The organism is Bradyrhizobium betae (assembly GCF_004123905.1).
Classification (GTDB): Bacteria; Pseudomonadota; Alphaproteobacteria; order Rhizobiales; family Xanthobacteraceae; genus Bradyrhizobium; species Bradyrhizobium betae_A.
In genome coordinates, this window is the sequence record NZ_MZXW01000016.1 from 327,904 (window position 1) to 352,864 (window position 24,961).

The 24,961-nt window shown below is 63.8% G+C and carries 23 protein-coding genes and 1 tRNA gene; 11 read left to right on the forward strand and 13 right to left on the reverse strand.

Annotated features, from left to right (window positions below):
* Positions 1-7: 7 nt before the first annotated feature.
* On the reverse strand, positions 8-976 hold the full coding sequence (locus B5V03_RS11760) for a YiiX/YebB-like N1pC/P60 family cysteine hydrolase (RefSeq protein ID WP_129270288.1): 969 nt from the start codon (positions 974-976) through the stop codon (positions 8-10).
* Between the two features lie 190 nt (positions 977-1,166).
* On the opposite strand from B5V03_RS11760, the gene B5V03_RS11765 reads away from it, so the two are divergent.
* Complete coding sequence (locus B5V03_RS11765; protein WP_129270290.1) at positions 1,167-2,555, forward strand: flavin monoamine oxidase family protein; 1,389 nt, start codon at positions 1,167-1,169, stop codon at positions 2,553-2,555.
* 5 nt (positions 2,556-2,560) lie between these two features.
* Here the strand turns inward: B5V03_RS11765 and B5V03_RS11770 are convergent, their stop codons facing one another.
* The 4 genes from B5V03_RS11770 to pheS form a co-directional block, all read right to left on the reverse strand.
* A complete protein-coding gene (locus B5V03_RS11770; RefSeq protein ID WP_129270292.1) occupies positions 2,561-3,331 on the reverse strand; it encodes a sulfite exporter TauE/SafE family protein in 771 nt (256 codons plus the stop codon).
* 53 nt (positions 3,332-3,384) lie between these two features.
* The gene (gene pheT / locus B5V03_RS11775; RefSeq protein ID WP_129270295.1) at positions 3,385-5,793 is read right to left on the reverse strand and encodes a phenylalanine--tRNA ligase subunit beta; all 2,409 of its coding nucleotides are present in this window, start codon (positions 5,791-5,793) and stop codon (positions 3,385-3,387) included.
* Complete coding sequence (locus B5V03_RS11780) at positions 5,790-6,194, reverse strand: endonuclease domain-containing protein (protein WP_245502199.1); 405 nt, start codon at positions 6,192-6,194, stop codon at positions 5,790-5,792. The genes pheT and B5V03_RS11780 overlap by 4 nt, the downstream gene beginning before the upstream one ends.
* A 146-nt stretch (positions 6,195-6,340) precedes the next feature.
* Entirely contained in the window at positions 6,341-7,423 is a 1,083-nt protein-coding gene (gene pheS / locus B5V03_RS11785) for a phenylalanine--tRNA ligase subunit alpha (RefSeq protein WP_129270299.1), read from the reverse strand.
* A gap of 151 nt (positions 7,424-7,574) precedes the next feature.
* Between pheS and B5V03_RS11790 the strand changes: the two genes are divergently transcribed.
* Positions 7,575-8,000, forward strand: a complete 426-nt coding sequence (locus B5V03_RS11790; protein WP_129270301.1) for a hypothetical protein — start codon at positions 7,575-7,577, stop codon at positions 7,998-8,000.
* Positions 8,001-8,008: 8 nt separating this feature from the next.
* On the opposite strand, the gene rplT is transcribed toward B5V03_RS11790, so the two are convergent.
* Together rplT and rpmI are read right to left on the reverse strand one after the other, a co-directional pair.
* Complete coding sequence (rplT, locus tag B5V03_RS11795; RefSeq protein WP_129270303.1) at positions 8,009-8,368, reverse strand: 50S ribosomal protein L20; 360 nt, start codon at positions 8,366-8,368, stop codon at positions 8,009-8,011.
* A gap of 80 nt (positions 8,369-8,448) precedes the next feature.
* Complete coding sequence (rpmI, locus tag B5V03_RS11800; protein WP_129270305.1) at positions 8,449-8,649, reverse strand: 50S ribosomal protein L35; 201 nt, start codon at positions 8,647-8,649, stop codon at positions 8,449-8,451.
* Positions 8,650-8,925: 276 nt separating this feature from the next.
* On the opposite strand from rpmI, the gene B5V03_RS11805 reads away from it, so the two are divergent.
* Positions 8,926-9,342 (forward strand): hypothetical protein, encoded by a 417-nt coding sequence (locus B5V03_RS11805; RefSeq protein WP_129270307.1) that lies wholly within the window; start codon positions 8,926-8,928, stop codon positions 9,340-9,342.
* A gap of 126 nt (positions 9,343-9,468) precedes the next feature.
* On the opposite strand, the gene infC is transcribed toward B5V03_RS11805, so the two are convergent.
* Positions 9,469-10,008, reverse strand: coding sequence for a translation initiation factor IF-3 (gene infC, locus B5V03_RS11810; RefSeq protein WP_129271187.1), 540 nt, complete (start codon positions 10,006-10,008; stop codon positions 9,469-9,471).
* Between the two features lie 249 nt (positions 10,009-10,257).
* Here infC and B5V03_RS11815 point away from each other — a divergent pair, with 249 nt between their 5' ends.
* Positions 10,258-11,058 carry an alpha/beta hydrolase gene (locus tag B5V03_RS11815; protein ID WP_129270309.1) on the forward strand — a complete coding sequence of 267 codons (801 nt, stop codon included), beginning with the start codon at positions 10,258-10,260 and terminating at the stop codon, positions 11,056-11,058.
* 32 nt (positions 11,059-11,090) lie between these two features.
* Positions 11,091-11,561 carry a nuclear transport factor 2 family protein gene (locus B5V03_RS11820; protein WP_129270311.1) on the forward strand — a complete coding sequence of 157 codons (471 nt, stop codon included), beginning with the start codon at positions 11,091-11,093 and terminating at the stop codon, positions 11,559-11,561.
* A gap of 12 nt (positions 11,562-11,573) precedes the next feature.
* Here B5V03_RS11820 and B5V03_RS11825 read toward each other — a convergent pair whose 3' ends face one another.
* From B5V03_RS11825 to B5V03_RS11835, 3 genes are all read right to left on the reverse strand, one after another.
* Positions 11,574-12,371, reverse strand: coding sequence for an acyl-CoA thioesterase domain-containing protein (locus B5V03_RS11825; RefSeq protein ID WP_129270313.1), 798 nt, complete (start codon positions 12,369-12,371; stop codon positions 11,574-11,576).
* Positions 12,372-12,552: 181 nt separating this feature from the next.
* On the reverse strand, positions 12,553-13,728 hold the full coding sequence (gene queG, locus B5V03_RS11830) for a tRNA epoxyqueuosine(34) reductase QueG (protein WP_129270315.1): 1,176 nt from the start codon (positions 13,726-13,728) through the stop codon (positions 12,553-12,555).
* Positions 13,677-14,369: a glutathione S-transferase family protein gene (locus B5V03_RS11835; RefSeq protein ID WP_129270317.1), complete on the reverse strand. Its 693-nt coding sequence runs from the start codon at positions 14,367-14,369 to the stop codon at positions 13,677-13,679. Before B5V03_RS11835 ends, queG begins: the two co-directional genes overlap by 52 nt.
* Before the next feature lie 169 nt (positions 14,370-14,538).
* Here B5V03_RS11835 and B5V03_RS11840 point away from each other — a divergent pair, with 169 nt between their 5' ends.
* From B5V03_RS11840 to B5V03_RS11850, 3 genes are all read left to right on the forward strand, one after another.
* Positions 14,539-15,345 carry an undecaprenyl-diphosphate phosphatase gene (locus tag B5V03_RS11840; RefSeq protein ID WP_129270319.1) on the forward strand — a complete coding sequence of 269 codons (807 nt, stop codon included), beginning with the start codon at positions 14,539-14,541 and terminating at the stop codon, positions 15,343-15,345.
* 100 nt (positions 15,346-15,445) lie between these two features.
* The gene (locus B5V03_RS11845) at positions 15,446-16,771 is read left to right on the forward strand and encodes an FAD-binding protein (RefSeq protein ID WP_129270321.1); all 1,326 of its coding nucleotides are present in this window, start codon (positions 15,446-15,448) and stop codon (positions 16,769-16,771) included.
* 3 nt (positions 16,772-16,774) lie between these two features.
* Complete coding sequence (locus B5V03_RS11850) at positions 16,775-17,515, forward strand: SDR family oxidoreductase (protein WP_129270323.1); 741 nt, start codon at positions 16,775-16,777, stop codon at positions 17,513-17,515.
* Positions 17,516-17,685: 170 nt separating this feature from the next.
* Here B5V03_RS11850 and B5V03_RS11855 read toward each other — a convergent pair whose 3' ends face one another.
* The gene (locus B5V03_RS11855; RefSeq protein ID WP_129270325.1) at positions 17,686-18,651 is read right to left on the reverse strand and encodes a complex I NDUFA9 subunit family protein; all 966 of its coding nucleotides are present in this window, start codon (positions 18,649-18,651) and stop codon (positions 17,686-17,688) included.
* Between the two features lie 148 nt (positions 18,652-18,799).
* On the opposite strand from B5V03_RS11855, the gene B5V03_RS11860 reads away from it, so the two are divergent.
* Both B5V03_RS11860 and B5V03_RS11865 read left to right on the forward strand, forming a co-directional pair.
* A tRNA-Leu gene (locus tag B5V03_RS11860) sits at positions 18,800-18,886 on the forward strand.
* Positions 18,887-20,451: 1,565 nt separating this feature from the next.
* Complete coding sequence (locus B5V03_RS11865) at positions 20,452-21,459, forward strand: hypothetical protein (RefSeq protein WP_129270327.1); 1,008 nt, start codon at positions 20,452-20,454, stop codon at positions 21,457-21,459.
* A 609-nt stretch (positions 21,460-22,068) separates the two neighbouring features.
* On the opposite strand, the gene B5V03_RS11870 is transcribed toward B5V03_RS11865, so the two are convergent.
* A complete protein-coding gene (locus tag B5V03_RS11870) occupies positions 22,069-23,340 on the reverse strand; it encodes an MFS transporter (protein WP_129270330.1) in 1,272 nt (423 codons plus the stop codon).
* A 290-nt stretch (positions 23,341-23,630) separates the two neighbouring features.
* On the opposite strand from B5V03_RS11870, the gene B5V03_RS11875 reads away from it, so the two are divergent.
* Positions 23,631-24,956 (forward strand): UbiA family prenyltransferase, encoded by a 1,326-nt coding sequence (locus tag B5V03_RS11875; RefSeq protein ID WP_129270332.1) that lies wholly within the window; start codon positions 23,631-23,633, stop codon positions 24,954-24,956.
* The last annotated feature ends 5 nt before the right edge of the window (positions 24,957-24,961 follow it).

The window sequence follows — 24,961 nt, forward strand, 5'->3', positions numbered from 1 at the left end:
GCGACAGTTACGCCGCCATCTCCCGGGCCCGCCCGCGGTACATCGCGAGTTCGTTCAGCAGCACAAAATGCTCGGAGAACGTGACCGCCATCTCCGCGGCGACCTCACCCATCACTTGCTCAGCCGAAACTTCAGCCGGCGCTTCTTCGTCAACCGCTTCAGGAACGAGCGGCGGCGCACGGAGCGTTTCTGGAAACACACCGAATGAGCCTGCTACCTCCTCGAGCGGCTTTTGCTTGTCGGCCCAGTGCAGGGCCGTGTAGTCGAATCCATTGACGATGGTCGGCTTGACCACCTCGAAATAGGGCGAGATGTCGAAGTCGCGCGGCATGTACAGCGAGGAATCGCGGATGTGCAGGATCTCGCGGCGGGCGGCGCGGCTGCCGGCCTTGGTGATCTTCGGCAGGATCGGATAGCGCACCGCGTCGAACGCCTGCGCGATCAGGGCGGAGCAAATGATTTTGGTCGGATCGCCCGAGCCGATCGCGATCATGCGCCGCCGCCAGCGCTGCGGGATCGGCAGCGGGAACAGGAAGCGCATCAAGTCGAGGATGTTCTTGGTGTCGTAGCCGAAGCCGATGCGGTTGATCGCATAGCGGCAGACCGTGGTGCGGTCCTCATAGGACAGCCCGACCGGGCGGCAGACCCTGGTGTGATACGGGAAATATTTCGACAGCGGCGCCGAAGTGACGCCTTCGCCGATATTGGCCTCGATCAGCACATGCGGCTCGCCGCCGGCCTCCTGCGCGCCCTCGATCCGACCGACATAGAGCGCGGCATGCGACCAGGTCGACTGCGTCAGATATTTGATGATGCCGGAGATGCGGTTGTTGCCCTCGACCAGCAGCACGTCGCCGGGTTCGATGACGCCACGCAAATGCTCGGGGTCGCTCGGCGTGAACGGCTCATAGCCCGGCACCTCCTTCGAGAGGTACGCGGCAATCACCTTGCCGACTGAGTCCAGGACCGTCCCCATTTCAAACTCCCCCACGGCCTTTTCCGGCCGTCTTTTTCCTTCTCTATCATGGTCGAAACGTGTTGCCATTCGGTTCATCAGTCTGTGAGATCAAGCACGATTGATTCACCATGATGGTTGCCGTGCAACATCAGATGCGGCAAAGTTCGCTGGCTGTTCCCGTTTGCCGCAAGTCTCCGGAAACCATGACATGACAATCACGCGCCGCGGTTTCCTCTCGGCGTCGGCGGGCCTTGCTGCGATGCCGGTCCTGCACGCGGCCGCCGCACCCCCGCCGCGCGAGGCTGACATCGTCGTGATCGGCGCAGGGGCCGCCGGGATCGCTGCAGCGCGGCGTATCGTGGCGGCCAATCGCAAGGTCGTGGTGGTCGAGGCCGCCTCGCAGATCGGCGGCCGCTGCATCACGGATACGACGACCTTCGACGTGCCGTTCGACCGCGGCGCGCGCTGGATGCACAATCCCGAGACCAATCCGATGATCCGGCTGGCGCGCAATGCCGGGTTCGAACTGGTGCCGGCACCATCGGGCCAGAAAATGCGCATCGGCCGCCGCAACGCGCGCGCCGGCGAGACCGAGGAATTCCTGGCGGCGCTGGTGCGCGCCAACCGCGCCATCGACGAGGCCGCGCGCGGCAAGCTCGATACATCTTGTGCCCCCGTGCTGCCGAAGGATCTCGGCGACTGGGCTGGTGCCGCCGAGTTCATGCTGGGCGCGAGCTTTGCCGGCAAGGATTTGAAGGAGCTTTCGGCGATCGACAAGGCCCGCGCGCAGGACCGCAATGCAGCGATCGCCTGCCGCCAGGGCCTGGGGACCCTGATCAGCAAGCTCGGCGAGCAGGCGCCGGTGGCGCTGTCGACGCCGGCGAGCCGGATCGTCTGGAGCAATCGCGACGTCAGCGTGGAGACACCAAGCGGCAAGATCGCCGCGCGCGCCGCCATCATCACGGTATCGACCAATGTGCTGACTTCGGGCGCGATCAAGTTCGCACCCGACATCCCCAAGCGCACGCTGGACGCCGTGTCAAAGCTCAGCCTCGGCAGCTACGATCACATCGTGTTGCAACTGCCCGGCAATCCGCTCGGCCTGTCGCGCGACGACATCCTGATCGAGCAGAGCAACTCGACCCGCACGGCGCTGATGTACGCCAATATCGGCGGATCATCGCTGTGCTCGATCGACGTCGGCGGCTCGTTCGGCCGCGACCTCTCCCAGCAGGGCGAAAAGGCGATGGTCGCCTTCGCGAAGGAGTGGATCACAAAACTGTTCGGCAGCGAGGCTGCCGCCGCCGTGCAGAAGACCAGCGTGACACGCTGGAACGCCTCGCCCTTCGTGATGGGCGCAATGTCGGCGTCCTCCCCCGGCGGTCAGCTCTCGCGAAAAATCCTGACCGAGCCGATCGGCAATGTGTTCCTCGCCGGTGAAGCCACCCACGAGACACTGTGGGGTACGGTCGACGGCGCCTGGGAAAGCGGTGAGCGCGCCGCGGATGCGGCCTTGCGCAAGATCGGCGCGCTCAAGGACGAGCCGGCCGATGTGCCGACACAATCGACGAAGCGCCGCCGCGCGCCGCGGCAGTAGGGCAATTAGCGCAAGATCCCGTCCAGCACCGGCAATCCGGCGACCACCGCGATCGCAATCAGCACGTAGCAGATGCCGCGAAACACCTTCTCGCTGGCGCGGCCGAACAGCGATGCGCCGAAGGCGACGCCGATCGCATAGACCGGGCCGACGATGAGCGAGAGCACCAGCGACTCGCGCGAGATCAGGCCGGTCGTCGCATAGCTGACCATCGAGAAGAAATCCGACGCGCCGAAGAACAGCAGGATGTTGGCGCGCGCGACGATCGATGCGATCGGGCGGCCGAGCCAGTAGCCCACGATCGGCGGGCCGCCGGTCTGCGCCAGCCCGCTACAGAAGCCGGAAAGCCCGCCGATGCCGACCGACAGCCAGGCGTGGTCCTTGCCGCGATAGCGCCAGCCCGACAGCAGCAGCAGCAGGAGCGCGGCGACGAAGCCGGAGATGATCCAGCGCGTGGTGACGGGCTCGAGCACGCTGAGGAAATAGGTCCCGATCGGCACGCCGACCAGCGCGCCCAGCACGATCACCGCGGTGGCCTTGCGGTCGGCCTTCCGCCACGCGACTGGCAGCAACGGCGCTGCCGCGACAAAATCGATCACGAGCAGCAAGGCGGCAACGAGCCGCGGCGCGGCGATGCTGCTCGCGAGCGGCATGAAGATCAGCGCCGAGCCGAAGCCGGAAAAACCGCGCGCGGTGCCGGAGACGAAAGCGACGGCGCAGAGCGCCATCGCGATGGTGAGGCTGACATCCTTGGGGAGGAAGTCGGTGAGAGTCATGCTTTATTTCTTGAGCATGATGTTGTCCGGAAACCGCTTCACACTTTTCGGCATCATGCTCGCAACGTGCCGCCGGTCTTCTTCGTGACCTCCGCGACGATCTTCGCGGCGACGGCCTCGATCTCCTGGTCGGTCAGGGTCTTGTCGCGCGGCTGGAGCGTGACCGCGACCGCGATCGACTTCTTGCCGTCGTCGATGCCCTTGCCTTCATAGACGTCGAACACGTTGACGCCGGTGATCAGCTTCTTGTCGACGCCCTGCGCGGCACGCACGATGTCGCCGGCCTTCACCGTGCGATCGACGATGAAGGCGAAGTCGCGCGTAACAGGCTGGAAGGCCGACAGCTCGATCACAGGTTTTGCGCGGGTCGGCTTCTTCTTGGCCTCGGGGATGCGGTCGAGGATCACCTCGAACACAACAAGCGGACCGTCGGCTCCGAGCGCCTCGAGCGCGCGCGGATGCATCTCGCCGAAATGGCCGAGCACGTTCTGCGGCCCGATCTGGATCGTGCCGGAGCGACCCGGATGCAGCCATGCCGGTCCGCCGGCGACGATCTGCAGCGCCTGCATCGGCGCGCCGGCCGCAGCCAGCACCGCCAGCGCATCGGCCTTGGCGTCGAACACGTCGGCCTGGGCCGAGCCTGTCCAGTGCCGGCCGAGGCCCTCCGAGGAGGCAAAGCCGCGACGTACGCCGCTTGCCGTCATGAACTGATCCTCCGGACGGTCGCCCTTGAAGATCTGGCCGACTTCGAACAGCGCGACATCACCAAAGCCGCGATCGGCATTGGCCTGCGCCGCCGCGATCAGGCCCGCCAAAAGCGTCGGCCGCATGTCGGAGAGGTCCGCTGCGATAGGATTGGCCACTTCGAGCTCGCGCTGGCCGCCGCCGAACAGTTTTGCCGCAGACTTGGTGATGAAGGACCAGGTCACCGCTTCGACGATGCCGCGGCTCGCGAGCGCGCGCCTCGCGCGGCGGGTGCGGAGCTGGAGCGGTGTCAGCACGGGCTTGCGCGCGTCCTCGCCGCGCTCGAACGGCGTCATCGGCACCTTGTCGACGCCATAGATTCGCACGACTTCCTCGACGATGTCGGCCTTGCCGTGCACGTCGGAGCGCCACGACGGCACCGCGACCTTCACCACCGGCCCCGGCCCAGCCATCATAAAACCGAGATGGGTCAGGATGCGCTTCATCTCGACCTGCGGCACCTCGATGCCGGAGAGACGCTTGACTTCGGTGAGCGGGAAATCGATCACGCGGTCATCGCCAAAAGTCTTGCCGACCACGACGTTTTCGGACGGCGTGCCGCCGCACATCTCCATCACGAGCCTGGTCGCGAGCTCGAGGCCGGGCACCATGAAGGCCGGATCGACACCGCGCTCGAAGCGATAGCGCGCATCGGAGTTGATGCCGAGCTTGCGGCCGGTCTGGGCGATGTTGATCTCGTTCCACAGCGCCGATTCGATCAGCACATCGGTGGTGGTCTCGTCGCAGCCGGAAGCTTCGCCGCCCATGATTCCGGCGAGCGATTCGACGCCGTGCTCATCGGCGATCACGCAGATCGAGGGATCGAGATTGTAGGCGCGGCCGTCGAGCGCGAGCAGCGCCTCGCCGTTGCGGGCGCGGCGCACCACGAGATTGCCCGCCACCTTCTTGGCGTCGAACACGTGCAGCGGGCGCGCGCGGTCGTAGGTCATGAAGTTAGTGATGTCGACCAGCGCGTTGATCGGACGCAAGCCAATCGCGGTCAGCCGCTTCTGCAGCCATTCCGGCGACGGGCCGTTCTTGACGCCGCGCACGAGGCGCAACGCAAAGCCCGGACACAGCGTGGCGTCCTCGACCGTGACCTTAACGGGACACGGGAATTCGCCCTTGATCGGCTTGATCGTCGGGTCCTTGAACTTGCCCATGTCGGCGGCGGCGAGGTCGCGCGCGATGCCGTGCACGCCGGTGCAGTCCTGCCGGTTCGGCGTCAGATTGATCTCGACCACGGGATCGCCGAGGCCGGCCCATTCAGCGTAACCGGCGCCGATCGGCGCGTCCGCCGGCAATTCCATGATGCCGTCATGGTCGTTGGAGATCTGCAGCTCGGCGGCCGAGCACAGCATGCCGCGGCTCTCGACGCCGCGAATGGTGCCGACACCGAGCGTGATGTCCTTGCCGGGAATGTAGGTGCCGGGCGGTGAGAACACGCTGACCAGACCTGGGCGCGCGTTCGGGGCGCCGCAGACCACCTGCACCGGCGCGCCACCGTCACCGGTGTCGACCATGCAGACGCGCAGCCGATCCGCGTTCGGATGCTGCTCGGCCGAGATCACCTTCGCGATGGTGAACGGCTTGAGTGCCTTCGCCTTGTCCTCGATGTTCTCGACCTCGAGCCCGATCATGGTGAGCTTCTCGGCGAGTTTTTCGAGCGGCTCGTCGGTGTCGAGATGATCCTTCAGCCAGGAGAGGGTGAATTTCATGGCTGCTTGCCTCGGCTCTTTTCGGTTGAATTGCTTTGGTCGGTGTTAGTGTTCCCTCCCCCCTTGTGGGGGAGGGTCAGGGAGGGGGGTGAGCCGCGGGCTCCGGCAGAAGCGGCCTGGCGGATCGCTTCAACAACCCCCTCGAGATTTGACATCACCTGCTCATTGGTGAAACGCAGAACCTGAAAGCCTTCGGCTGCGAAGAAGGCGTCGCGACGTTCATCCTTCTTCAGGCGTTCCTCGAAATCATGCGACTCTCCATCGACCTCGATGATGATCTTCGATGAGAAGCACACGAAATCGGCGACGTAATTTCCGATCGGCGTCTGGCGGCGGATGCCCACACCATCCATTCGATTGGCCTTGAGGTAGCGCCACAGCAGTGTCTCAGCACGCGTCATTGTCCGGCGAAGCTCCTTCGCCCTGCTGCGCTGACGGTCGCTCACAACTGCGTGCGGCATCCGTGGCTACCCCCCTCCCTGACCCTCCCCCACAAGGGGGGAGGGAACGGAGAGAGTCTTCGCGGACTCATGCCTGAAAGCGAGCCTCACGAGCTCAATCCCCCCGCCAGCGTCGGCACCTCCAGCGGCTTGAAGCCGTAATGGGACAGCCAGCGGACGTCGCTGTCGAACAGCTGGCGCAGGTCGGCGATGCCGTATTTCAGCATGGCGATGCGGTCGATGCCCATGCCCCAGGCAAAGCCCTGGTACTCGTCGGGATCGATGCCGCAGGCGCGCAGCACGTTCGGATGCACCATGCCGCAGCCCAAGATCTCGAGCCAGTCCTCGCCTTCGCCGAAGCGGATCTCGTCCTTGCCGCGGCGGCACTGGATGTCGACTTCCAGCGACGGCTCGGTGAACGGGAAGAACGACGGGCGGAAACGCATGTTGATGTGGTCGACCTCGAAGAACGCCTTGCAGAACTCGTGCAGGATCCATTTGAGGTGGCCGAGATGCGAGTGCTTGTCGATGACGAGGCCTTCGACCTGGTGGAATTGCGGCGTGTGGGTCGCGTCCGAATCGATGCGGTAGGTGCGGCCCGGGCAGATCACGCGGATCGGCGGCTTCTGGCTCAGCATGGTGCGCACCTGCACCGGCGAGGTGTGGGTTCGCAGCAGCATGCGCGAGCCGTCCTCCTTCGGATGGAAGAAGAACGTGTCGTGCATCTCGCGCGCCGGATGGCCTTCCGGGAAGTTGAGCTTGGTGAAGTTGTAATCGTCGGTCTCGATGTCTGGACCTTCGGCGACCGAGAAGCCCATGTCGGCGAAGATCGTCGTGAGCTCGTCCCAGACCTGGCTCAGCGGATGGATGCGGCCGGCCTCAGCCGGCGCATCGCGCAGCGGCAGGGTGACGTCAACGGTCTCAGATGCGAGCCGCGCATCGAGCGCGGCCGATTTCAGCAGGTCGCGGCGAGCGCCGAGCGCCTCGGTGACCTTGTCCTTGGCCTGGTTGATCGCCGCACCTTGCGTCTTGCGCTCGTCGGGCGACATCTTGCCGAGCGTGGCAAGCAGTGCCGAGATCGAGCCCTTCTTGCCGAGCGCCGCGACGCGCACGGCTTCAAGGGCGGCTTCGTCGCCGGCGGCGGCGATCTGGTCGAGGATGGATGTTTCGAGCGTTGCGAGGTCGGACACAGTGAAATCCTTGGCTCTAAATTCGGCTGGGTTGTCGCCGCCGGAAGGCCGTAACGTCAAGCGAAAAGCCGGTCATTTCGGGCCTCCGACCAGCTGGGTTGAACCTCACGCGGGGGCCCGGCACCAAGGGGGATACGAGGAGACTCTTGCGATGCTTTCGAGATTTGGTCTTGCCGTTTTTCTTGCCGCTCTCGCCATCATCCTGTCGGTCGCAGGCCACCCGGCGCGCGCCATGGTCTGCATGGACAAATCCATGACGCTGGACGAGGTCGTCGACACCATCAGCGCTCAGAAGAGCTGCGAAAGCGCGATGAAAATGTTCAGGGATTGCGCATTGACCGCGAGCGGCGACGTCCAGCTCGGCGCCGCCGTCGAAAAGAAATGCGAGGCGGACTTCATGCCTGGTCTCAATGCTGCGCGGAAACGGGCCTACCAACGCGAGATGCGCGTGTGCGACGGCAAGTACCGGAACAAGTCCGGCACCATGTATCTCTCGTTCACGGCATTTTGCCGGGCGGAGGTCGCCCAGCGTTACTCGCAACGCGCGCTGAAGGCCGCGGGCCCGAAGGCCCGCTAGCGCAAGCCTCAAGCGGCCAGAGCGGCTTTGGCCTTCTCGGCGATCAGCTGGAACGACGCGGGCTCGTTGATCGCGAGATCCGACAGCACCTTGCGGTCCACGGTGATCCCGGACTTGGCCATGCCGTCGATAAATCGGCTGTAGGTCAGGCCGAACGGACGAACGGCAGCGTTGATACGCTGGATCCAGAGCGCGCGGAACGTCCGCTTCTTGCGCTTGCGATCACGGAAAGCGTACTGCTGCGCCTTCTCGACGGCCGGCTTGGCGGTGCGGATCGTGTTCTTGCGGCGGCCGCGGAAACCCTTGGCGGCCTTGTAGACTTTCTTGTGCTTGGCGTGGGCGGTCACACCGCGTTTGACGCGAGCCATGACAAATTTCCTTCAGAGATGACTTGGTTTTCGGATCGCCGCGCGAGGTGCGGCGAAGATGGCAATGATCGTGGACGCGATCAGGCGTTCGGCAAGAAGTACTTCTTGACGTTGTCGCCGTCGGTCTTGAACAGCACCGCAGTGCCGCGAAGCTGACGGATCTGCTTCTTCGTCCGCTTGATCATGCCGTGACGTTTGCTGCGATGAGCGAACAACACTTTGCCGGTGGCAGTCACCTTGAAGCGCTTTTTAGCGCCCGATTTGGTCTTCAGCTTGGGCATTTTGCTCTCCTATGGCCATAACAGAATGCCGCCCGTGAAGGCGGCTGGCCGTCTAAAATGCTCGTTAGAGCGTTGATTGTGCTCAGGTTTTTACGAACTAGCGCAAAACCCGCACGAAACATCGCCGCGGCAGCCCTTAATCAGCCGGGCGATGAAGGCTGGGCTTATGACAGAGCACGGGCGAATTGGCAACGATGAACCGCCGGAATTTGGCCAGCGACTATCCCGAATTGCCACCCCATATGTCCAAGCCGTGTCGCCTGGAGCAGGACCAAAATGGCCCATTTTTCCCAATCGCTTTCCGTTCTGACTGAATTCGTCCGTCCGCGCCATCTGGCGCGCTTGTTGGTGCCCTTGGCCGTACTCGCCACGGCCGCGCTGCCCTCGCCCGCCGATGCCCGCATCGGTGGTTATGACGGCATCTGGAACGTCACCTTCGCCACCACCCGCGGCAATTGCAGCTCGGGCTACAGCGTTCCCTTCACCGTCACCGGCAACCGCGTCTCATCCGCCGGCGGAGGCCGGGTTTCCGGCAGGGTCAATCGCGGCGGCGCCGTCGCGGTCCAGGTCTCGGTTGGCGCGTCCCATGCCACCGGCGGTGGCCGTCTCGCCGGCGTGGCCGGTGCGGGCTGGTGGAGAGGCATCATCTCTGGCGACCAATGCAGCGGCACCTGGCAGGCGACGCGGTCCTGAGTAGCAAAACATCGCCGCGAGGACGGTGCGCTCCTCCCCCCCCCGCAAGCGGGAGAGGGGGAAACAAAAACGGCCCGCCGGAGATCCGGACGGGCCGTTGAACTCTCAAGTCCTGACGCGCTGCGCTCAGCGCGGCGCCAGCACCATGACGACCTGACGGCCCTCAAACCTGGCGTCCTGCTCGACCTTGGCGAGCTCGGCCACATCGGTCTTGATCTTGTCGAGCAGCTTGGTGCCGATCTCCTGGTGCGCCATTTCGCGGCCGCGATAGCGCAGCGTGATCTTGACCTTGTCGCCCTCTTCGAAGAACCGCTGCATCGCGCGCATCTTCACTTCGTAATCATGGTCGTCGATCATCGGGCGGAGCTTGATCTCCTTGATCTCGACGATCTTCTGCCGCTTGCGGGCTTCGGCGGCTTTTTTCTGGGCGGAATACTTATACTTCCCGTAGTCCATGATCTTGCAGACGGGAGGGCTGACGTTCGGCGAGATCTCGACCAGATCCATGCCGGCTTCCTGTGCCATGCGGATGGCCGCAACAGTCTCGATCGTGCCTTGGTTGTCACCGGCCTGATCGATCAGTTGGATCTGCGCATTGCGAATATCATCATTGATGCGCGGCCCGTCTTTGGCGGCAACGGGCGGGGCTTTATTGGGACGGCGAATGGGTGGTTCTCCAAAGTTGTGAAAGAGGCGGCTATTTTGCAGGAAGATGGGTTTGCCGGCAAGCAATTCGCTCGTGCGAAGAGCGAAAAACCCTCAAATGCGAGGCATTTTGGTCACGCCTGGGGGCACGCTGCACGACATAGACACCTTGCTTCTGTTCCGCAAGCGCCCCAAAGGACAATGCCGACGTCCGGTTGCGCCGCCGAAGGCCCCCGACAGCTCAAACCGCACAGCCAGGGTAAACGTTCCATGACCAATGCAAGTCCCGGTGCAAGTCCCGATGCCGTGCTCGGCTTCATCGAGGTGGGCGAGGGCCCGTCCGCGCGGAAAATCGCGGTGCGCAGCCGCGCTGGCCGGGGACCGGGCTTGGTCTGGCTTGGCGGGTTCAAATCGGACATGCAGGGCGGCAAGGCCGTGGCGCTGGATGGCTGGGCCAAAGACCAGGGCCGTGCGGTGGTCCGGTTCGACTATTCCGGCCATGGCGAATCCGGTGGCGATTTCGCCAATGGAACCATTGGAAGCTGGCTCGAGGATAGCGTGGCCGTGTTCGAACGGTTCTGCGACGGCCCGCAAATTCTGATCGGCTCCTCCATGGGCGGCTGGATGGCGCTGCTGCTCGCGCGCGAGATCAAAAAGCGTTCTGGCAAAGCGTCGCTGGCAGGCCTCGTGCTGATCGCGCCGGCGCCCGACTTCACCGAGGAGCTGATGTGGAAGAATTTCTCAGCAGAGGTGAAGAAGGAGATCGAGACCAAAGGCTTCTGGCTGCGTCCGTCGGACTACGGCGACGGCTCACCCTATCCGATCACGAGGAACCTGATCGAGGAGGGCCGCAACCATCTCGTGCTCGGCAGCGCCATCGATCTCGGTTGCCCCGTCCGCATCCTGCAAGGCGCGCAGGATCCTGATGTGCCCTGGCAGCACGCGTTCGCATTGACGCATCGCCTGCCGGCCGACGACGTCGTGCTGACCATGATCCAGGACGGCGATCACCGCCTGTCGCGCCCGCAAGACATCGCCCGCATCCTTGCCGCGGTGGCCGAGATCGGGTGAAAGTGCTCGCCAAGAAACGGGGAGAAACGCCGATGAGCACCACCACCGCCATGCTGCGTGCCTTCTGCGACGCAGTCGAACAGCGCAACGGCAGAGCCTTCGCGGACCTCTTCACCGAAGACGGCGTCTATCACGACGTCTTCTACGGCGCCTTCGCTGGCCGCGACAAGATCGCCGCGATGATCGACGACTGGTTCTATCGCACGGCAACCGATTTCCGCTGGGACATGCACGATCCCATCACCGACGGCACCACGCTCTATACGCGTTACACCTTCAGCTATCGCTCGACCTTGCCGGAAGCGAACGGCGCGCGGGCGATGTTCGAGGGCGTCGCGATCATGACGCTGCGCGACGGCAGGATCGTGAACTATCACGAGGTCGCCAACACCGCACCGGCGTTCGTTGATTTGAAGTTCGCGCCGGAGCGGATTGCGAAGATTGCCGGTAAACAGGGCGCCGAACTGAAGGCGCGACCGGAGATGAAGCGACATTTGGCCTGACGGCAGAGCGAACTACGGCGGCGCTGGCTTCGCCATCGGCTTGCGCTGCGCAAGCGCCGCGACCGTGGCGGTGCCGATCGGGCCCTGCTCGTCATAGAGCCAGCATTCGCCGATCGCGACGCCATCGGTGGCCTGGTGGTTCACCACGTCGAACCCGATCCAGTTCGTCACCGGCAGACGGTGCAGATAGATCGTGACGTCGCTGTTGATATAGCCAAGTCCCTTGTCGCCGGCATTCGCAAACGGGCTTGCGAAGTCGGCACCAACGGCGACATGGACGAACGGCGTCATCGGCACGCCTGCAACGAGTTCGCGCACCTCGCTCATCCACAATCGGCGCGGGCCGAGCGAGCCCATGTGCCCGACGATCGGCCGCGTCGTCCATTTTCCGTGCATGCCGAGCCTCGGATCGGTCGGCTTGGGAATGTCTGATGGCTTTGGCACGTCCCAGTTCGGCGGCGACCAGACATTGCCGTCCGGATTCTGCGTCCGCCGCAACAGTTGGCAGGAGGCGCGCGCCATGCTGACGCCGCCGGAGACGAACTCCGCCTCGACCACGCGGATGCGTAGTCCGTCGCGCACCAGGCGCGTTGTCACTTGAATCGGCTTGTCGATCGTCGGCAGCCGAAACATGTCGACGGTGAGCCGCGCCGGCACGAATTCAGGGCCGGAATGTCGTTCCTCGATGGCGAAGCCGAGCAGGCCGATGATGACGCGTCCGTGCAGCGATTTCGGATCCCACGGACCATTGGCGACTTCCGTCGGATGGAATGTATCGCCGTCGCGGGTGAAGAAAGGCATGTTTGTCATGGCGCGCGACTTTGCGGGAATGGGTGGGGAAATCAAGAGTGGTGAGGCGCGCGCCGTGGACACAACGGCGGTGTCATCGCCCGACTTGATCGGGCGATCCAGTACGCCGAGGCGGCAATGATCGGGCTGAGAAGCCGCGGCGTACTGGATTCCCCGCCTTCGCGGGGAATGACACCGAGGGTTAGGAGGCGAGCTCCCACTCCTCGCGCACGCTCTCGTCGTGCTCGCTGTCCATCGCAGCAGACTTCGCCGCGTCAAACTCTTCGCGCGACATTAACTGCCCCAGCGCCCACACCGCCGCACCCCGAACCAGCGCGCTCTCATCATCGAGCAATCGCCGCGCCTCCTCCACCAACTCCGCCTCTCCGGAGTTTCCGATAGCAATCAGCACATTCCGCAAAAACCGGTCACGGCCGATGCGCTTCACCGGCGACTTCGTGAACAGCGCACGAAACGCCGTATCGTCGAGTCGTGCCAGCTCGGCCAGCGATGGCGCACGCAATTCGTCACGCGCGGCGAGCTTTGCCTCGCGCCCCTCTTGCGCGAACTTGTTCCACGGACAGGCCGCGAGGCAGTCATCGCAGCCATAGATGCGGTTGCCGATGGCCTTGCGAAACTCGCGCGGGATCGGTCCCTTGTTCTCGATGGTGAGATACGAGATGCAGCGCCGCGCATCGAGCTTGTAAGGCGCGGGAAACGCTGACGTCGGGCAGATATCGAGACACGCCCGGCACGAGCCGCAATGATCGATCTCGGCATCGTCGCGCGGCAGCTCCAGCGTCGTGTAGATCGCGCCGAGGAACAGCCACGAGCCGAATTCGCGCGAGACGAGATTGGTGTGCTTGCCCTGCCAGCCGAGACCCGCGGTCTGCGCCAGCGGCTTCTCCATCACGGCTGCGGTATCGACGAACACTTTCACTTCCGACGGCGCGGTTGCAACCAGCCAGCGCGCCAGCGCCTTCAGGCGCTTCTTGATGAGGTCGTGATAATCGTCGCCCTGCGCATAGACCGAGATTGCCGCGCGCGTGCGCTGCTGCAAGATCGCCAGCGGATCCTGGTCGGGGCCGTAATTGACGCCGAGCATGATCACGCTCCGCACATCCTGCCACAGCCCGCGCGGATCGACCCGGCGCTCCGGCTGTGCGGCAAGCCAGTCCATGTCGCCATGGCCGCCCGATGCGATGAAGTCGAGGAAGTACTTTCCGGCGTTGTCGATCGTGCCGGGCTCGGTCACGCCGATGCAGTCGAAGCCGAGCGCGCGCGCCTCGCGTTCAAGCGCCGCCTTCAGTTCAGTCGGATCGGAGTTCAGAAATCCAGGTCCACGTAGGTCCGCGATGCCGGCACGCCGGCCAGCCATTCGCTCAGCAGCGGGCGGAACGACGGGCGGGATTTCACCCGCGCGTACCACGCCTTTGCCGCGTCGTCCTCGCTCCATGGCACGTCGCCCAGATAGTCGATCGCCGAGAGATGCGCCGCGGCGGCGAGATCCGCGTAGGTGAGCCGGTCGCCGGCGAGGAAGTTACGTGTCTGCGCCAGCCAGCCGATATAGGCCAGATGATAGCGCACGTTTGCCTTGGCCGCGCGCATCACGTCGGCCGATGGCGCGCCGCCGCCATTCTCTTCGCTCATGAAGCGCTTGTAGATGCGCTCGGTGACGAGAGGGTGCGAGACCTCCTCGAAGAATTTTTCGTTGAACCAGGCCATCAGCCGGCGCACTTCGACACGCTCGGTGACCGTCTCCGGCATCAGGCGCTTCGGTCCCATCCCGGCGCCATAGGCCTCGTCGACATATTCGGCGACGATGGCCGCGCCCGGGATCGGCGGCTGCTCGTCGTCGACCAGGACCGGCGTCGTGCCGGCTGCATTGAGCAGCAGAAATGCCTCGCGCCGTTCCCAGCTGCGCTCTTCGACCAGCTTCAGGTCGAGCCCGTATTCGCCCACGATCAGACGGATGAAGCGCGAATGCGGGCAGAACGGATGATGAAACAGCGTAAACATGAAGCCTTTGACTATTTGATGGTGCTTAAGAATCCATCAATGTTTGTGCGGCGCCACACTAGTCTTTCAAAACCGCGAAGCAAGGGCGTGATGCCGCATTTTGCGATTGCAGCATTTGGGGGAATAGGCGAGAAGAGCCCCGCTTTTCCAGCGGAAATGGACCGTAAATATGTCAGACGCAATACGGGCAGTGATCCTCGGCATCATCGAGGGTGTGACCGAGTTCCTTCCCGTGTCCTCGACCGGCCATTTGCTGCTCGCGGAGCGTTTCTTCCATCTTGGTGAAGGCGCGTTCTGGGATTCGTTTACGGTTCTGATCCAGCTCGGCGCGATCCTCGCGATCGTCGTGCTGTACTTCAAGAAATTGTGGGACGTCGCGATCGGCATGTTCACCGGCGATGCCTATGCGCGCCGCTTCGTGATCGGCGTGCTGGTGGCGTTCCTGCCCGCGGTCGTGGTCGGTCTCGTCGCTGGCAAATACATCAAGAGCATGCTGTTCAATCCGTGGGTGGTGTGCTTCTCGCTGATCGTCGGCGGCGCCATCCTGTTGTGGGTCGACCGGCTCGATCTCAAGGCGCGCGAGCACGACGCCACCCGCTTTCCGCTGCTGATGTATCTCTATATCGGCATCGCGCAGTGCATCGCGATGATCCCGGGCGTGTCGCGCTCCGGCGCAAGCATCGTTGCCGCGATGTTCCTGGGTGCCGACAAGCGCGCGGCGGCGGAGTTCTCGTTCTTCCTCGCCATCCCCACCATGATCGGCGCCTTCGCCTACGATTTTTACAAGAACCGCTCCGAGATGACGATGGACCACATGGGCATCGTCGCGATCGGCTTCGTGGTGTCGTTCATCACCGCGATCATCGTGGTGAAGACGTTTTTGACCTATGTCACCCGCCACGGTTTTGTGGTGTTCGCCTGGTGGCGCGTCATCGTCGGCACGCTCGGCCTGATCGCGCTGGCGCTGGGGCGTTAACCTCTCGAAAACTTACGACGCGCCTCAACGCAATATAAGCTTTTGATCGGTAGGCAGTTTCCAACGCCGGGCGGCGTGCGCCCCGCACAGGAGCTGAGCCATGACCCTCGTCAGCGGCTGGGGGCGTTTCCCGGTCGTCGATAGCGACGTGCTGCGTCTGCGGTCATTCGAGGCCGTGGGTGTAGCCGTGGTGACCGGCTCCGTGGCGCGTGGCAACGGCCGCGCCTATGGCGATGCCGCGATCGGCGCTGTCAGAACGATCGGGATGACCGGGTTCGACCGGGTCAGATCGTTCGATCCGGCGACGGGCCGCATCCGTCTCGAAGCCGGCGTCTTGTTGTCGGACCTGATCGACACCTTTGGTCCGCGCGGCTTCCTGCCCTTCGTCGTGCCCGGCACCCGCTTCGTCTCAATTGGCGGCGCTATTGCCGCCGACGTGCATGGCAAGAACCATCATTGCGAAGGCGGATTTGGCCGCTATGTCGACAGCATCTTGCTGCGCACCGGGCAGGGCGAGACCATCGAGGCCTCGCGCGAACAAAATTCCGATGCCTTCTTCGCGACCGTCGGCGGCATGGGCCTCACCGGCATCATCCTCGAAGCGACGATGCGGCTGCGGCCGGCGGAGACGGGGTGGATCCGCGAACGGGTGATCTCCGCGTCCGATCTCGACGCCGCGATGCGCGCGCTCGACGCCGGCGATGCCGCGACCTATTCGGTGGCGTGGATCGATTGTGCCGCGCGCGGGCGCGATCTCGGACGCTCGCTGATCTATCTCGGCGAGCACGCCGGCAAAGACGAGCTTGCCGAAGGCGCCGTTGCGTTCCCCGCTGGAAAAAATCGCGGGCTCGCGGTGCCCATCGACCTGCCGGCGATGACGCTGAACCGCACCAGTATCCGCGCCTTCAACGGGCTCTATTACCGCATGGGCGCGCGGCGCGCCGGCGGCGATCATGTGGTCTCGCTCTATCCCTATTTCTTTCCGCTCGACAGCATCGCGGACTGGAATCGCATCTATGGCCGGCGCGGCTTCCTCCAGCATCAATGCGTGATTCCGGAGCCAGGTGCGCGCGCCGTGCTCGGCGAGATCCTCGACCGCGTCGCACGGCGCGGCGATGCCTCCTTCCTCGCGGTGCTGAAAAAACTCGGTCAGGGCGACGGGATTTTGTCGTTCCCGCTGCCCGGCTACACGCTGGCGCTGGATTTCCCGGTGAAGGGCGACATCCTGAATTTCCTCGACGAGATCGATCGTCTGGTTGTTGCCGCCGGCGGGCGGCTTTATCTCGCCAAGGACGCGCGTCAGTCGCGCGCGATATTCGAGGCCGGCTATCCCGCGCTGTCGCGCTTCAACGCGATTCGCAAATCGCTCGATCCCGCCGGGAACATCCGCTCAAAACTTTCACAACGTCTGCTCGATGAGGTTTAAGCCGTGACGTCACGCAAGACTGTGTTGGTACTCGGTGGCTCCTCCGATATCGGCCGCGCCACTGCGCGCGCCTTTGCCAAGGCCGGATACGATGTCGGCCTCGCAGGCCGCGACGTCGCCGCGCTGGAACCTGACGCTGCCGATTTGCGCGCGCGCTACAATGTCGAAGTCAGTCTCGCCAAGTTCGACGTGCTCGACACCGCCTCGTTCGAAGGGTTTGTCAGCAGTCTTCCGGCATTGCCCGACGTCGTCATCTCGATCGTCGGCTTGCTGGGTGTGCAGGTGAATGCCGAGAGCGATCTCGCGCATGCCACCACGATCATGCGCTCCAACTACGAAGGCCCGTCGCTGATCCTGGGCCTGTTCGCGGAAAAGTTTTTGGCGCGCGGCAATGGCACCATCGTCGGCGTGTCGTCCGTCGCCGGCGATCGGGGCCGTGCCTCGAACTATGTCTACGGCTCGGCGAAAGCCGGCTTCTCCGCCTTCCTGTCGGGCCTGCGCGCCCGCGCCGGCCGCGGCGGTGTGCATGTGGTCACCGTCAAACCCGGCTTCGTTCGTACCAAGATGACGGAAGGCATGAAGCTGATCGGTCCGCTCACCGTCGACGCGCCAGTCGTCGGCGATGCGATCCTCAACGCCGTCGAGAAGAAGACCGACGTCGTCTATGTCAGCGGCAAATGGCGTCTCGTGATGTTGATCATCAAGACGCTGCCGGAAGCGGTGTTCAAGAAGCTGAAGTTTTGAGATGTTGCGGCGCTGACGGTGCGCTCCCTCGCCCCGTTCTTACGGGGAGAGGGTTGGGGTGAGGGGCCTCTCTCCACACGGGAGATGTCCGTAAGACCTGTACCCCCTCACCCGGATCGCAAGAGCGATCCGACCTCTCCCCGCAAGCGGGGCGAGGTTAAGAAAAGCGCTCACGCGCTCTTGCGTTGGAACTGGCCCTGCGGGCGGAAACGCCAGAGATATTGCGGGGCGATCGCTTCCAGCGAATCCGCCGCGATGCCGAGCCCTTCCAGCGTCAGGCCCGCCGCCTTCGCCGCATCCGACACCACATTGTCGCGCGCGAGCAGCGTGACCTGGTCCGGCGTCAGCTTCAACGCGCCCGGGGCGAATTGCAGGAAGTTGGCCTGGAAGCGGGCCAGCCCAAACGGCAGCGGCACCAGCGTCGGCTTGCGATCGGCGATGGCGACGATGGCCTCGATGATCTCGCGCATGGTCAGCACTTCCGGCCCGCCGAGCTCGTAGGTCGCGCCCGCCTTGGCCTTGCCGTCGACGGCATCCGCGATCGCGGTGGCGACGTCGCCGACATAGACCGGCTGCATCTTGGTCTCGGCGCCGATCAGCGGCAGCACCGGCGACATCCGCGCCAGCGCCGCGAAGCGGTTGGTGAACTGGTCTTCGGGACCGAACATCACGGAGGGGCGGAAGATCGTGGCCGACGGCACCGCGGCCAATACCGCCGCTTCGCCGGCCGCCTTGGCCTTGGCATAGCGCGAGGGCGATTCGGCATCGGCGCCGATCGCGGAGACATGGATCAGGCGCGCGCCCGCCGCGGCAGCTGCCTTGGCAACGGTCTCTGCACCCTTGGCTTGGACGGCGTCAAAGCTCTGCGCGCCGCCCTCGGTCAAAATGCCGACCAGATTGATCACGACGTCCGAATCACGCAGCGCCGCCTCGACCGAGGTCGGGTAGCGTAAATTGGCCTGGACGATATGGACCTGCCCGACCTTGCCGGACGGCTGGAGGTACCCGGCTAATTCCGGCCGCCGCACCGCGACCCGGACCCGGTAATCCCGCCGGCATAGCGCGCGGACGACATTCCGGCCCAAAAACCCCGATCCGCCGAAAACCGTGACGAGCGTTTCCAGATTCGATGCCATGGTCCGTTCCTGCGGGAAGAGTGCGTGTTATCAGGCTTGTATCGGGCCGGTGTGCGATGCGCAATCCGCATCCCCACGCACCCTCCAAGCATCATTTGACAACCGCGTCACCGAACCGTAGTAACCGCCTCCGTGCCCCAAACGGCATGCCCAGGTGGTGGAATTGGTAGACGCGCTGGCTTCAGGTGCCAGTGGCTTAACGGCCGTGAAGGTTCGAGTCCTTTCCTGGGCACCACCCCCAACCCAAGTGGTTGAAATCGCTGATTTGCAGGGGAATTGAGTCGCTGACCGGGACACAGCGCTATGAATTATCGAATGTCTTACATCTACCTCGACACGGATTCCTCGCACTGGAATTTCAGGATGCGGACACCGTCCGACGTCCTCCGCATCTTGGACGACGATCGCTCGATGCTGGCTTTTCCGATAGGTGCTTAGGCGAGGCCGGTTTTGACCTTCAGGCCCGCATTGGAGCCGTGGTAAAATTCTCGCTGCGGACCCCTAACCTCGCGGTGGCCGAGATTCGAAAAAGCCAAGCCCTCGCACAGTTGGCGAAGGTGTGGGCCGCCAAGAGGTCTGAGCCGAGGCGGCTCGGCTTCATGCAGATGATGGGGCTCGCCGGCATCGACGCACGTCCAATATTGACGGACGGCGAAGATGGGCTGGAGCGCAGATACGGTCTGCTTTGCATTGGGTGCTTACCCAGCAGTGCCTAAGGGTGGACTACGCGACAAGGACGCGGCTGCAATTTCTAAAAAATTCAGGATATGTTTCCGTATAAAAACAGCAGGCTCCGCTTTCCAGGGACAAAAAGCCCAGCTTCAAGGCATGCCGGATGCCGCTCCCGGCAAAATTGTGATAGGCGTACCCGACAGATATACTTCTTAGACCATTCCCTATTTGCTTTTCTGCAGTCCTCACGAGTGAATTGGTGACCAGACCGGGCGTTTTTCCCATTGGGCTGCTTGTTGGCGCCGCGGTGCTTGGGGGCATCGCTGCACACGCGAACACGCGCGGTGACCTTCCGGATGAACTCGATGCCGCGCGAGGCGGCCCGAGCGTTGCTGTCTCCCTCACGCCGACAAGGCCCGCTTCCCGCGAGAGCTCCCCAGCCCCCGAACGCGCCGACCTTGAGCAACGCGGCAATCCGCTGTGGGGGATTCCGTTCGCCGCCCTCGCAGTGACGCGCGAGCGACCGGTTTTCTCATCGTCGCGCCGGCCGCCCGCGCCAATGATGGCGCCGCCGCCGCCACCGGTGCCGATGATCCAACCGCCGGCTCCGGTCGCCGAGGCTCCCAGTCTCACTTTGGTTGGCACCGTGGTGAACGACGAACAAGGGATTGCGGTCTTTTTCGATTCGGCAAACCGTGCCGTCGTTCGGCTCAAGGTGGGGCAGGCGCATTCCGGTTGGGTCCTGCGTCGCATTCAGGGGCGAGAGACTGCGCTGGAAAAGGATCGACGTACGGTTACGCTCAAACTGCCGCTCCCGGGAGAGCCCACAATCAGCGTGCCGGTCGAAGCGGCTGGATGGGCGCCAGTCCCCGGTGGTCTGCCGGGTCTGGCTCATGTCGATCCAACCGTGCGAGGTCCAGCGCCTCCTCCTCCCGCAATTCAGCTTGCCCCTGACTTCTTGCCGGGAGCTGTGCCAAGCGTGACGGGTCGACTTCCGGGACTCTGAGATCGGTTGGTGGATACCTAGCGCAACAGTGCTTGACGTGATGATCGACACGCAGTTAGCCTGACATTGTTTTCGCGTAAGACCACACGTCACCGCGACGTGCATTTTTCTAGCGATGTGCGTTGCACAAACAAATCATTTCGGGAGAGCTCATAATGCATAGCAGGATCGTTGGGTTCGTTGCGGTCGTTCTAATCTCGGTGTTTGCGGGCCTGACAGGCGCCTCGGCCCAGAACAACTTCAGTTATGTCTCGTCGGCGGGCAATGACGCCAACAGCTGTACGTTCGCGTCGCAATGCAGAACGTTCCAGCGCGCGCACGATCAGACCAACGACAGCGGCATTGTCCAGGCCCTCGATGCGGTCGCCGACTTTGGCCCCGTGACGATCACCAAGGGCATCCGCATTTCCGGCATGGGCGATAACAACCCCGGTCAGCGGGCGTACATCACCGTGACCTCCGGCAGCGCCATCACCATCAACGCACCGGCCAACAAGGGGGTGACTCTGGTGAATCTGGAATTGAGAGGGTCGGGCACCGGCGACAACGGCGTTCTGTTCAACACCGGGGGGTTGCTCCAAATCTACGGCAGTTCCATCTATGGTTTTGGAGCGGCCTCGCCCTACGGGCACGGCGTCAAGTTCGCGCCATCGGCGTTCAGTCGATTGGCCATTTTCGGGTCGAACATTAGCGGTAACGGCACGGCCACGACCGGTTCGGCTGTCCAGGTCAATCCGGGATCGGGCGGCGGCGCCCAGGTCGATCTCACCAACATCACCGCCTACAATAATGCCTTCGGTCTCGCGATCGACACCAGCGGCAGCTCGGCGGGCGTCTCGGCCGTGATTCACGGCGGCGTGATGCAGTTCAACAGGCAGGATGGCGTCGTCATCGTTAGCGGTGCGCCGATCGGCGTGACGCTGGACAACAATGCGCTGATGATGGGCAACACGGGCTATGGCGTTCGTGCCATCGGTGCCGGGGCGAACATCCGCCTCAATCAGGCCACCATCACGGCCAATGCGACAGGCGTCGCCGGCGTGTCAGGCGGCGTGGTCAGTTCCTACGGGAACAACAGTGTCGACGGAAACACCACCAACGGGACAATGACAATCATTCCGTTGAAATAGCCGAGTACCTTTTGCTCTCGATGCAGGTGGTGCAGCCCGCCGGCCGATTCCGGCGGGCTGCACCACGCTGCTTTTATACGGAAACATCCTGGAGAAGAGATCGAGGAGTTCGCCAACCTTTCGCCAAGTTGCCTCGACGTCGCGAGCAGCATCACGAACCTGCCGGCGTTGAGCCCAGAGCGGGAAGCGAAGTGACCGATTCGTTGGTTCAGGGTTCGACGACAGAGCGGACTGGAAGCAGACAGGTTCGCTCAGTGAGCGCGTATCACCCCTGGTCGATGAATCAGTTCAGCCTGCCACCATCCCGCAGGCTAAGCGGGGGATTGCCGCCTCTTTGGGATCTCGCCTGATGCCATCGAAATCACGATCCGCGCTTGAGGCTCCCTCGCGCTCGGGAATTGAAAAACGGTACACAGCACCGGCACCCAACGACAGACCGGCGCGGTTCGAAACCCAGCAAATCGAGTGCTTTTGGGCGGTGGCGATCCGGTCCTTTCCTAGGCACCAATTTTGCGGGGTTTGGACCCGAAATAGAGCTACCTCCGATCGGTAGAGATGGCAGGGCGGCGATCCTCGCATCGCTGCGGCGCTGATCCGTTGCTGGCGGCCTCACACCACCCTCTTCCCCGCCTTCTCCGCCACTGCCTTCTGCACAAAATACATCGCGACGAGCGAGACGAGCGCCGAGGCGACGACGACGTAGCCGATCCGGTCGAAATGGAGCAGCGAGCCATCGGGCGCCTGCGCGATGATCGCGCCGGCGAGCATCGAGCCAAGGCCGCCGGAGAGCTGCTGGAGCGATGCGCTGATCGCGCTGAACGAGCCGCGCTGGCTCTGATCGGGGATTGCCGACATCAGCGCCTGCGACGGGATCATGCGCGAGAAGATGCCGACGAACATCAGCACATTGACGAGGATCGCGGTTGCAAGCGAGACGTGGCCGAGATGGGTGTAGATCAGCACCATGATCACCGAGACCACGCTGCCGAACACGAAGGTCGGGTATTTGCCGAACGCGTCGCTCGCCCTTCCGACCAGCGGCCCCGTGACGATGCTGAACAGGCCGGAGACGAGATAGATCGTCGGCAGATGCACCATGTCGATGCCGATATTGTTCACGGTGAAGGCGCTGGAGAACGGCATCAGCATGTAGCCGCCCGTTGCCAGCAACGTCGTGACGGCGAAGGCCAGCGTGTAGCGCGGCTCTCCGATCGTCGCGATCAGATGGTGGAACGGATTTCTGTCCTGCTTCAGTTTCAGATGCGCGTCGACCGGCGCCATGGCGAAGGCGATGATTGCGATCGTGACGATCGATAGGCCGACGATCGCGATGAAGCAGACATGCCAGCTCCAGTGATTGGCGAGAAACAGCCCGGCCGGAACGCCCAGCACCTGGCTGGCGGCAAACGCCGTTTGCACGAAGCCCATCACGCGCCCGCGCAGGTGCAGCGGGAACAAATCGGTGGTGATGGCGAGCACGACAGAGCCGATCACGCCGCCGAACAATCCGGTCACGATCCGGCCGATCAGCAGCACGTGGTAAGTCTGCGCGACGGCGCAGAGCAGCGTTCCGAGCGTGAAGCCGACATAGAAGAACAACAGCAGGCGCTTGCGATCGAAGCGGTCGGCAAAGCCGGCCGCGAGGATGCCCGACAGTCCCGCGCTGAACGCGTAGGCGGACACAGCGACGCCGAACTGGGTGGCCGTGATGTCGAGCGCCGGCATCAGGATGGCGCCGAGCGGCGACATGATGATGAAGTCGAGGATGATCGTGAATTGCGTGAACGCGAGCAGCGCGATGAGGAGCGCCTGGTAGCGCGTAAAGCCACGCTGGGTTTGCTGTTGATCGTCGAGAGGCGCAGCGAGCGTCTGTTCGGTCATGACCACCTGATTTTTGCTGAGCGCGCCGAGCGGGCGCGCGAAACTGGCAGATAGGGTGGGCGGGGACGATGTCCACGGGGCACACGCTAAAAGCCCTGCCGGAACGCGAAGCTCCCGCCGGGTTGTGGGATCCGGGCAACAGCTCGCGGCCCGGCCGCCCGCCCCTCGTCCCGCCGAATTAAGCCGGCCTTAGCGAATGCCCCCTAGGCTCGCGTCCGTCCATTTCCCTGCTCCCCGGTCCTCTCAGCCTCTTGGGGCCGGTCATGTCACGGTCAATAGAGCGTTTTCGGATGGAGCAGCCTGCCCGTCAGTACGATTCTGGCGTCCCCACACCGTCGGCAACCCCGGCGGTTGCGCGGGCGCTTGTGATCGATCTCGAAGGCGCCCTGCTGCGGTCCGAGCTGCTGATGGAGGCGCTGTTCTCCAGGCCCGCCCTCATGCTCGCCCGCTTCGGCGCGGGCGGACGCTCGGGCATGGCGGCGCTCACGGCGATCCTGGCGCGGGCCGAGATCGACTATGCCCATCTGCCCTATGAGTCCGACGTGCTGAACCAGGCGCTGGCGGCACGGGCGCGGGGCGCAAAAATCTATCTCGTCGCGGGGCGCTTTGCCGGTCATGCCGCCGGCATCGCCGCGCATCTTGGCTTTGACGGCGTCGTGACGCCGGCCGATCTTTCCACGAGCGACAAGCTGCCGTTCGATCGCGGCTCGATCGACCGCATCGACAATCGAAGCCGCAGCCGTGTCAGCCTGAAGACCTGGGCGAAGGCGCTGCGGGTCTATCAATACGCCAAGAACACGCTGGTGTTCGTGCCTGTCATCACCGCGCATCAGTTGAATTTTGCCACGCTCGGCTACGCGCTGCTGGCGTTCATGGCGTTCTCGGCCTGTGCGTCGGGCGCCTACCTGATGAACGATCTGCTCGATCTCGCAGCCGATCGGCAGCATCCGACCAAGCGCCATCGCGCGCTTGCGGCAGGTGATTTGCCGATCTCATCCGCGCTATCAGCGATCCCCGCGCTGTGGTTGTTCGCAGTCGCAGCCTCGCTCTGCATCTCGCCGCTGTTCCTCGGCGTGCTCGGCGGCTATCTCGCCACCACGATCGCTTACTCGCTCGTGCTCAAGCGCAAGATGCTGGTCGACGTCGTCACGCTCGCCGGCCTCTACACGCTGCGCATCATTGCCGGCGCCGTCGGTGTCGGCGTGGTGCTGTCGGAATGGCTGCTGATCTTCTCGCTGTTCGTGTTCACCTCGCTGGCGCTGATCAAGCGCTTCAGCGAGCTCAGCATGCGCGAGACCGCGGGCCTCGCCGATCCCTCCAACCGCGACTATCGCGTCACCGATCTGCACATCATCGGCGCCATGGCGGCGGCGAGCGCGATGAACGCGGTGACCGTGTTCTCGCTCTATGTGTCCTCATCGGCTGTGACGCCGCTCTACAGCCGCCCCTGGATGCTGTGGCTGCTCAACCCGCTGCTGCTGTACTGGTTCGGCCGCGCTCTGATGATGGCGCAGCGCCGCGAGATGCCCGACGATCCGATTCTATACGCCTTCCGCGACGGCCCCAGCCGCATCACGGTCGCCGCGATGATCTGCATCATGCTGGCCGCGATCTGACGGCG